Consider the following 9365-nt stretch of genomic DNA (forward strand, 5'->3'; position numbering starts at 1 on the left):
AGGTGTCCTGCGCGACCAGGCCGACCGTGCCGGAGACCGCGTCGAGGCGCAGGTGACCCGGGGATCGGTCTCGGCGGTCGGTCCGGCGGCGAGGGTCACCGTGGTTCTCCCCTGCTCGCCTACAAGGAACGCGGCCGGGCGACGCTCGCCGGGCCGCTGGGCGCCCTGCTCGCCGAGGCGGTGGCCGTCGCCGCGGGCGGTGCGCGCCGCCCGGTGCTGCTGGTGCCGGTGCCGTCGACCGCGGCGGCGATCCGCGCCCGGCACGGCGACCACGTCGGCCGGCTCGCGGCCCGCGCGGCCCGCTGCTTGCGCCGGGCGGGCTGGTCCACGGCGGTGGCGCGCCCGGTCCGGGCGTTGCCCAAACCCGACGCCACGCACCTCGACAGTGCGCAACGGGCAATTGCGGCGGCCGCAGCCTTCCGCGCGCGGCCGGCGGCGCTGAGTCGCGCCCGGCGCGCCGCGGCCGGGCGCGCGGTGGTGGTCGTCGACGACATCGTCACGACCGGCGCGACGCTCGCCGCGCTGACCGCGATCCTGGCCCGCGCCGAGGTTCCCGTCGATGCGGCCGCTCTGCTCGCAGCGACACGCAAACGTCACCCTCTGTAGATCCGTTTTCACCCGATCGCGCCCACTGGGCGAAACTTCTCCGAACCCTCGGCCTGACGGGGGGTGACTGAAGCGCCAACCGGCGTTAGCGTGAAATTCACCGGGGTAGGACTGTGGTCCAAGCCTCGAGGGGGACCCGCATCCGAAAGGAGGCGCACCGTCCGGTCGGTCGATGCCCAGGGTCACGAGCCACGGCGTCGCCGACCTCTCATTCACCACCGCAATCAGCTCAGATCGTTGTGGGAGGTAACGCGTGGACATCGTCGTCAAGGGCCGAAACGTTGAGGTGCCCGACCATTTCCGGATCCATGTCGCAGACAAGCTGGCGAAGGTCGAGCGCTACGACCAGAAGCTGATCCGGGTCGACGTCGAACTATTCCACGAGCGCAACCCGCGCCAGTCCGACCACTGCCAACGCGTGGAGATCACCTGCGCGTCCCGAGGGCCAGTGGTCCGCGCCGAGGCTTGCGCCTCCGACTTCTACGCCGCGTTGGACCTGGCGATCACCCGGCTCGACAGCCGCCTGCGTCGGGCGGCCGACCGGCGGCGCGTACACCGCGGTCGCACCCCGGTGTCCGTGGCCGAGCACACGGCCGGTCTCCCGTACGCGAACCCGGGCGTCCCGTCTTCCCGGCGGGCCGAGCCCGCCCGCACGGCGGTGCTCGACGACCCGGCGGATCGCTACGCCGTGCCCGATGACGAGCAGGACGACCAGCCGTGGCACATCGCGCGGGTGAAGGAGCACCCGGGCGAGCCGATGACGGTCGACGACGCGCTCTTCCAGATGGAGCTCGTCGGCCACGACTTCTATCTCTTCAACGACAAGGAAAGCGGCCAGCCGAGCGTGGTCTACCGCCGCAAGGGATACGACTACGGGATCATCTCGCTACAGGTGTGATCCGATCGTGTGCGGGACGAAGTGGGCGTCGTTGCGGGTGATCAGCCCGTCGACGCCCACTCCCTCCCGGATGCCCAGACCCGCGGGCTCGCCGTCGACCATCCAGACGCCGAGCACGGGGTGGCACACGCCCTCCGCGGCCGGGTAGGAGGGCAGCTCCCGCAGCTCCTGGTAGACGAAGCCCTCGGCGCCGTAGTCGCCGGTGTTGGCGGCCAGCGGCACGTTGTCGCGGACGAGCTCGATGTTGGCTCCCTCGCGGGACCAGATCGGCTTCTTGGCGTACGACGTGAGTGTCGCCGGCCGCTCGAAGTACGCCGGCAGCAGCAGCTCGCCCTCGGGCTTGTCGCCGAACAGCTCCCAGAGCACGGGCAGCAGGCCCTTGTTGGACCACAGCGCGGCCGTGTACGGCGGCTCGATCCACACCGTGCCCCGCTTGCTCGGGTCGGCCATGTTCCGGAAGATCGGCCGGCCGCCCTCCTCGTGCCAGAGCCATTCCCACGGGTAGAGCATGAAGATCACGTCGATCTGCGCGCCGACCTCGAACTGCGCGCGCTGGAACCGGATGCTGCCGTCCACCTCGTCGACGCCGATCTGGCTCATCGCGATCAGCTCGGTCGGGAAACCGGCCTGGGTCGCCGTCTCCATCAGGTAGGCGACGTTCATCCGGTCCTCGCCGGAGGTCTCGCTCGTCTCGTACGCGAAATAGATGGTCGGTCGCTCCGGCAGCCACGGCCGGGCCGCGCGCAGCTCCGCCATGTTGCGCCGCCACGCCTCGACGAGCTGCTCGTGCAGCGCGTTCCACTGCTGCTCGGGGTGGCGGGTCTGGCCGGTCTGCTCCAGCCACGCCCACTGGATCACCGCGCTCTCCAGCAGGGCGGTCGGCGTCTGCGCGTTGAACTCCAGGAGCTTCGGCGTGCTGCCCTTGCCGGCGTACCACAGGTCGAACCGGCCGTAGACGCTCGGCGAGTAGTCCGGGCCCTGCGGCGTGTGCGCGTGCGTGCCGAACAGGTCCTTGTCGGCGTGCGTCCACGCGTCCTTGTCGCCGTCGAACCAGGTGCGGATCACCTGCTCGTGCACGTACTCCGGAATGCCGATCTTCGCCATCAGGCAGGTGTCGGGCCAGCACTCGGCGGACAGGTAGGCAGTGCGGCGCACCGCCCGGTCGTGCCGCGGGCAGCCGGCCACGATGTGGTCGCCGCCGGCCACGCACATCCGGTGCAGGGTGGCCGCCGCCTGCTCGAGCTCGAGGATCTCGTCGAGGTCGAAGTCGTAGAACGGACCCTCGCGCCAGTACGACAGCGTGCGGCCGTCGGCCAGCGGAGTGGCGTTGTAGGTCAGCCCGAGGGAGGCGTTCGCCTGCTCCCAACCGGGCCGCTGGACACCGTGCGCGACCCGCCGCACCTTAGCCGCCGGACGACTTGCTGCCGCCGCTGCTGCCGCTGCCGCCCTTGCCGACCACGCTGGACTTCACCGTGCCGTTGCTGACCCGGCCGGTGGCCGGCAGGCCCCACGCGGTGCGCTGGGCGGCGTCGTTGTAGGCGAACTTCGAGCCGCCGCCGGGCAGCTTCGCGCCGGGCTTGAGGCCCTTCTTGTAGCGCGGCGAGTGCGCCCAGAAGAAGAAGCCGCCGCGGCCGTCGCCGTCGTCGTCGCAGTCGTCCTCGTCGACGATCGTGTCGTTCTGGTCGACGCAGTAGAAGGTGTGGTCGTCGTCGGCCGAGTCGCACGCGGCGAGGCCACCGGCGGCCAGGCCGAGGAACGCGGCGCCCAGCACGACGCGCGCGGTGTTGCGCCGCCGAGCAGTCATCATCATCTCCCAGGTCCCCGCTGCAAGTGGGCTCACCTTAATCGACGCCCGCAACCGCGACGATGACCGTTCAGCTGGTCTCGCGTAGATCACCGGGTAGCAGGGCCCAGAGGATGTCGTCGATGCGGCCGCCGGCGATGCCGGGCAGGCGGCTGCGCTGGTAGCCCTCGCGCAGGAAGCCGGCCGACTCCAGCACCTTCTGCGAGCCGGCGTTGGCCGGGTTGGTGCCGGCGATCAGCCGCTTGATCGCGGTGTGATCGAACACCCACCCGGCCAGCAGCGTGCTCGCCCGGCGGGCGAAGCCACGGCCGCGGAACGCCGGGAGCACGCAGTAGCCGATCATCGCCTGGCCGGTCGGCGGCTCCTGGTAGTAGAGGCCGATGTCGCCGGCCGGCGCGCCGGTGGCGGCGTCCACCATCACCAGGTCGGCCCGCTCGCCGAGCAGCCACCGGGACTGTGCCCGCGCGCAGCGCAGCTCGATCTCCTCCCGGTCGGGCACCACCGGCGGCACATGCGACGCGACGATGTCCGGTGTGCTCATCAGCTCGTGGTAGAAGTCGGCGTCGCCCGGCCCGAGCGGGCGCAGGGTGAGCACACCGTCGGTGAGCCGGCCGTCGGGCAGGTCCGGCAGCGGCCGGGCGACGGGCTCGCCGGGGTCGCCGGCCAGGCGCGCGAAGACCGCGACGTCGCGACGCGAACCATCGCGGTTGAAGGCCGCACCCCGGCGGGCGCCCTCGGGCTGGAAGCCGGCGGACAGGGCGATCCGCACGCTCTTCGGGTTCGCCCAGTCGGCGAGCACCTCGAGCCGGTAGAAGCCGTCCGCGAAGGCGTGCTCAGCGAGTGCCCGGGTCGCCGCCGTGGTGACGCCCTTGCCGCGGGCCCACGGCGCCGCCCAGTAGCCGATCTCGCCCTGGGCCCGGTCGGCGTCGACGTGGCTCAGGCCGATCGTGCCGAGCAGCCGGTCGGTCGCCGGGTCCGCGATCGCGAAGTTGGCACCGCCGCTCGCCCACGCCGCCGGAGCGCCCTCGCGCAGCCAGGCGAGCGCGTGGTCGCGGGTGTAGGGCCGAGGCAGCCGCGGCAGGAACCGCTGGGTCTCGGGGTCGTCGCAGGCGGCCGCTATGTCGTCGGCGTCGTTGTCGCGGAAGGGGCGCAGCCGTACGCCCGCCGCCTCGATGGTGTCCGGTTTCATGCCGGTGCCTTCCCGTTGAACGGCACATCGGACGCTAACAGCGCACCGACCCAGGCGTCGATCCGCTCGCCCCGGTGGTCCAGGTAGCCGCGGTTGGTGCCTTCGAACGTGAAGCCCGCCTTCTCGGCGACCCGTCGGGACGCCTCGTTGCCGACGTTGGCCCACCAGCCGATCCGGTCGACGCCGAGCGTGGTGAAGCCCCACGCGCAGACCGCGGACAGGGCGGCCGGCGCGAAACCACGACCGCGCGCGTGCGGCGGGACCACGAAGCCGACGTCGGCGAGCGCGGCGCGGGTGGGGTGCAGGCGCAGTTCCATGAGTCCCGCGTACGAGTCGTCTACCGGGTCGCCGATCGCGAAGAGCGCACCGGTGCCGCGCAACCAGACCCTCGGGGCGTAGTCGCGGACGAACTCCTCGCCGTGGTCGCGGCGGTAGGGGTGCGGGATCGTGGTCCAGCGGACCGTCTCCGGGTCGTTGGCGCTCGTGGTGATCGGGTCGATGTCGCGCTCCTCGAGCGGGCGCAGCCTGATCTCACCGGCGCGGGTGGCGGCGAACAGGTCGGGCTGCGGGCGGCTGAAGGCGGCCGCCCGGCGGGCCTCGGGCGAGCCGGGGCCGGCGACGTCGGTGTCGGTCGGATCACCGGTGAGCAGCGAGCCGACCCAGGCGTCGCGGCGGCTCCCGTCGCGGTCCTCGACGTCCTGGCGGGCGATGCCCTCCATGGTGAAGCCGGCGCGGAGGGCGACCAGCCGGGACGCGTGGTTGCCGACCTCGGCGCGCCAGACGAGCCGGCGTACACCCAGCTCGTCGGTCGCCCACCGGGCCACCGCGCGGGTGGCGGCGGTGGCCGCGCCCCGACCGCGGGCCCACGGTGCGGTCCAGTAGCCGATCTCCGCGACCCTCCGGTCGGGGCTGAGCGAGATCAGCCCGGACGAGCCGAGCAACTCGCCGGTGCCTTCGTCGAACACCCCGAGCGGCGCGCCGGTGCCGTCCTGCCACTTGGTGGGGGAAAGCTGGGCGACGAAGAAGTCGGCGTGCTCGCGGCGGTACGGCACCGGAACGGAGGTCCAGCGCTGGATGTCCGGATCCTGGCAGGCCCGCTCCACGGCGGCGGCGTCCTCGGGGCGCCAGGCGCGGATGACCAACCCGTCCTCGATGATCTTCGGGGGTTCCACGCGGTCATCCTGCCGGACACTTCTCCCGGGGCATAACCGGATTTCTTCCGGCGTTAGCTTCGTTATGTCCGTTATAACCTGCTCGTCGGGAACCGCCCCTGACAGTCACCCCAGAGGAGCGCCTACCATAGTTCGGCAGACCGTCTAGGGGAGCGTTGATCCGTGTCGATTCTGGAAAAGTTCCTTCGTGCGGGCGAAGGACGCATGTTGCGCCGCCTCAAGGCGATCGCGGCTGCGGTCAACTCGATCGAGGACGACTACGTCAACCTCACCGATGAAGAGCTCCGCGACCTGACCTTCCAATACCGCGAGCGGTTGGCCGAGGGGGAGACCCTCGACGACCTGCTGCCCGAGGCGTTCGCGACCGCACGTGAGGCGGCCGCCCGCGTGCTGGGCCAGCGCGCCTACGACGTGCAGATCATGGGCGGCGCCGCGTTGCATTTCGGCAACATCTCGGAGATGAAGACCGGTGAGGGCAAGACCCTGACCGGCGTCTTCCCCGCCTACCTCAACGGCCTCTCCGGCAAGGGCGTGCACGTCATCACCGTCAACGACTACCTGGCGCAACGTGACGCCGAGTGGGTCGGGCGGGTGCACGAGTTCCTTGGCCTGACCGTCGGCGTGGTGCTGCCCAACCGGCCGTCCGCCGAGCACCGGGCCGCCTACGAGTGCGACATCACCTACGGCACCAACAACGAGTTCGGCTTCGACTACCTGCGCGACAACATGGCGTGGTCCAAGGACGAGCTGGTGCAGCGGGGCCACAACTTCGCGATCGTCGACGAGGTCGACTCGATCCTGATCGACGAGGCGCGCACGCCGCTGATCATCTCCGGCCCGGCCGAGCACTCGGCCCGGTGGTACTCGGAGTTCTCCGCGGTGGTCAACCGGCTCCAGGTCGGCAAGGACGGCGAGGGCGACTACGAGGTCGACTACGCCAAGCGCACCATCGCGATCACCGAGCGCGGCGTGGCCAAGGTCGAGGACCGCCTCGGCATCGACAACCTCTACGAGTCGGTCAACACGCCGCTCGTCGGCTACCTCAACAACGCGATCAAGGCCAAGGAGCTCTACAAGCGCGACAAGGACTACATCGTCAACGACGGTGAGGTCCTGATCGTCGACGAGTTCACGGGCCGCATCCTGCACGGCCGTCGCTACAACGAGGGCATGCACCAGGCGATCGAGGCCAAGGAAGGCGTCGAGATCAAGCAGGAGAACCAGACTCTTGCCACGATCACGCTGCAGAACTACTTCCGGCTGTACGAGAAACTGTCGGGCATGACCGGCACGGCGCAGACCGAGGCCGGCGAGTTCAACAAGGTCTACAACGTCGGCGTGGTCTCGATCCCGACCCACCGCCCGATGGTCCGCGTCGACCGCCCCGACGTCATCTACAAGACCGAGAAGGCCAAGTTCAACGCGGTCGTCGAGGACATCGCCGAGCGGCACGCCCTCGGCCAGCCGATCCTGGTCGGCACGGTCTCGGTGGAAAACTCCGAGATCCTGTCGCAGCTCCTGCGCCGCCGCGGCATCCCGCACTCGGTCCTCAACGCGAAGTTCCACGCCAAGGAAGCCGAGATCATCGCGCAGGCGGGCCGGCGCGGTGCGGTGACGGTCGCGACGAACATGGCCGGCCGCGGCACCGACATCCTGCTCGGCGGCAGCGCGGAGCACCTGGCCGCGGCCGAGCTGCACCAGCGCGGTCTCGACCCGGTCGAGCACGAGGACGACTACGCCAAGGCGTTCGAGGAGATCCTCCCGCGCTGGAAGCAGCACTGCGAGTCCGAGGCCGACGAGGTCGTCGACGCCGGCGGTCTCTACGTGCTCGGCACCGAGCGCCACGAGTCGCGCCGCATCGACAACCAGCTCCGCGGTCGTTCCGGCCGGCAGGGCGACCCGGGCGAGTCCCGGTTCTACCTGTCGCTGCAGGACGAGCTGATGCGCCGCTTCCGCGCGGGCGCGGTCGAGGCCGTCATGGAGCGGTTCAACATCCCCGAGGACGTCCCGATCGAGTCGAAGATGGTGACGCGGCAGATCCGCAGCGCCCAGGCTCAGATCGAGGGCCAGAACGCCGAGATCCGCAAGAACGTCCTGAAGTACGACGAGGTGCTCAACAAGCAGCGCCAGGTCATCTACGCCGAGCGCAAGCGGGTGCTCGACGGTGAGGACCTGCACGAGCAGGTCCGGCACATGATCGACGACGTGATCGAGGCCTACGTCCAGGGCGCCACGGCGGATGGTTACGCCGAGGACTGGGACCTCGACCAGCTGTGGTCCTCGCTCAAGCAGCTCTACCCGGTCGGCGTGACCATCGAGGACGTCGAGGAGGAGGCGGGCGGCGAGCGCAACAGCATCGACGCCGACTTCCTGCTCTCCCGGATGAAGGACGACGCGCACAACGCGTACGACCGGCGCGAGGAAGAGCTCGGCACCGAGGCCGTACGCCAGCTCGAGCGCATGGTGCTGCTGCAGGTCATCGACCGGAAGTGGCGCGAGCACCTCTACGAGATGGACTACCTGCAGGAGGGCATCAGCCTGCGGGCCTACGCGCAACGCGACCCGGTCGTGGAATACCAGCGCGAGGGCTTCGAGATGTTCGCGACGATGATGGACGGCATCAAGGAGGAGACGGTCGGCTTCCTCTACAACCTGGACGTCCAGGTCGAGGAGACCCCGGCCCCGGAGCCCGCGACCGGCGCCGCCCTCCCGATGCCCGACGACGCGACGATCGAGATCAAGGCCAAGGGCCTGGGCCGTTCGTCCCGCCCACAGAGCGGCCTGCAGTACTCGGCCCCCACCATCGACGGCGCCGCCGGCGGCGGTGGGGTAGCGGTCCAGCACACCCAGCCGCAGCCGCCGATGCAGCACGCACCGGCCCTGGGCGTCGGCGTCCCGAGCCCGTCGGCCGGCGACGACCGCCCACGCCCGTCGCCGGGCCGCCGCCCGTCACCGGGCCGCACGTCGGCGACGCCGAGCAACGGCCCGTCGCGCAACGCGCCGTGCCCTTGTGGTTCGGGCAAGAAGTACAAGCGCTGCCACGGAGCACCCACGCCGTAGCGGCCGCTGACGCGAGTCGAAAGCCCGCCCCCTTTGTTGGGGGCGGGCTTTTCGCTTACGCACCTCCTTCCGGTCAACGACCTCCCGCACACCACGCGGTCCCTGCGCGGCGCGCGGGCGGTCTGTGGGCGTCCCCGGCCGTGGTCGCCGGACGGCCGGGAGCCGTCACGCCAGGCCGGCAGGCCGATTCGCCGGGCACCTTCGTGCCGTCCCCCTTCCGCAATGGCCGCGCGCGACGGTGCCTGCGCGGGTGTCCGTGGTGACGGCGTTCGTCGGTCGCGTCGCGACCGCAACGGCGCGCATGTGGGTGTGCCGTGGTGGCGGCGTTCGCAGGTCGCGTCGCGACCGCAACGGGGCACGTTTGGGTGTCCGTGGTGGCGGCGTTCCCGGGTGGCGCCGCTGCCGCCACGGTGCACGCGTGGGCGTGCTGCGCAGGACGGCCCCAGGTCGCGCCGCGAGCACAACGGCGCACGCTTGGGTGTCGGTGGTGGCTGCGCACCCAGGGCGCGCCGCCGCGCGACGGTGCACGCGTGGCGTGCCGCAGAGCGCGCCGGTCGCGCCGCGACCGCGGCCGTGCACGTGCGGGCGTGCCGCGGAGGCGGCGTACCCCAAGGTCGCGCCGCTGCGCCACCCGGC

The 9365-nt window shown here is 71.2% G+C and carries 7 protein-coding genes; 3 read left to right on the forward strand and 4 right to left on the reverse strand.

Features of this window, described 5'->3' with window-relative positions:
• Window positions 1-606, forward strand: a 606-nt coding sequence (locus AB0H87_RS32400) for a phosphoribosyltransferase family protein (protein WP_360154306.1), incomplete at its 5' end; no start/stop codon positions are given.
• A gap of 253 nt (window positions 607-859) precedes the next feature.
• Complete coding sequence (gene raiA, locus AB0H87_RS32405) at window positions 860-1504, forward strand: ribosome-associated translation inhibitor RaiA (RefSeq protein WP_360154309.1); 645 nt, start codon at window positions 860-862, stop codon at window positions 1502-1504.
• Here the strand turns inward: raiA and AB0H87_RS32410 are convergent.
• The 4 genes from AB0H87_RS32410 to AB0H87_RS32425 form a co-directional block, all read right to left on the reverse strand.
• On the reverse strand, window positions 1493-2905 hold the full coding sequence (locus tag AB0H87_RS32410) for a glutathionylspermidine synthase family protein (RefSeq protein WP_360154312.1): 1413 nt from the start codon (window positions 2903-2905) through the stop codon (window positions 1493-1495). The genes raiA and AB0H87_RS32410 overlap by 12 nt on opposite strands.
• Before the next feature lies 1 nt (window position 2906).
• Complete coding sequence (locus AB0H87_RS32415; RefSeq protein WP_360154315.1) at window positions 2907-3308, reverse strand: hypothetical protein; 402 nt, start codon at window positions 3306-3308, stop codon at window positions 2907-2909.
• Window positions 3309-3378: 70 nt separating this feature from the next.
• Window positions 3379-4497 (reverse strand): GNAT family N-acetyltransferase, encoded by a 1119-nt coding sequence (locus tag AB0H87_RS32420; protein WP_360154318.1) that lies wholly within the window; start codon window positions 4495-4497, stop codon window positions 3379-3381.
• Window positions 4494-5669 carry a GNAT family N-acetyltransferase gene (locus AB0H87_RS32425; RefSeq protein WP_360154321.1) on the reverse strand — a complete coding sequence of 392 codons (1176 nt, stop codon included), beginning with the start codon at window positions 5667-5669 and terminating at the stop codon, window positions 4494-4496. The genes AB0H87_RS32420 and AB0H87_RS32425 overlap by 4 nt, the downstream gene beginning before the upstream one ends.
• A gap of 162 nt (window positions 5670-5831) precedes the next feature.
• On the opposite strand from AB0H87_RS32425, the gene secA reads away from it, so the two are divergent.
• A complete protein-coding gene (gene secA, locus AB0H87_RS32430; RefSeq protein ID WP_360154324.1) occupies window positions 5832-8729 on the forward strand; it encodes a preprotein translocase subunit SecA in 2898 nt (965 codons plus the stop codon).
• Window positions 8730-9365 lie beyond the last annotated feature (636 nt).

The sequence above is a fragment of the Asanoa sp. NPDC050611 genome (assembly GCF_040654855.1).
Classification (GTDB): domain Bacteria; phylum Actinomycetota; class Actinomycetes; order Mycobacteriales; family Micromonosporaceae; genus Asanoa.

Bases quoted from the DNA above. Each gene is read 5' to 3' on its own strand.
- AB0H87_RS32415 (WP_360154315.1), bottom strand. From the start codon at position 3,308: ATGACTGCTCGGCGGCGCAACACCGCGCGCGTCGTGCTGGGCGCCGCG.
- AB0H87_RS32420 (WP_360154318.1), bottom strand. From the start codon at position 4,497: ATGAAACCGGACACCATCGAGGCGGCGGGCGTACGGCTGCGCCCCTTC.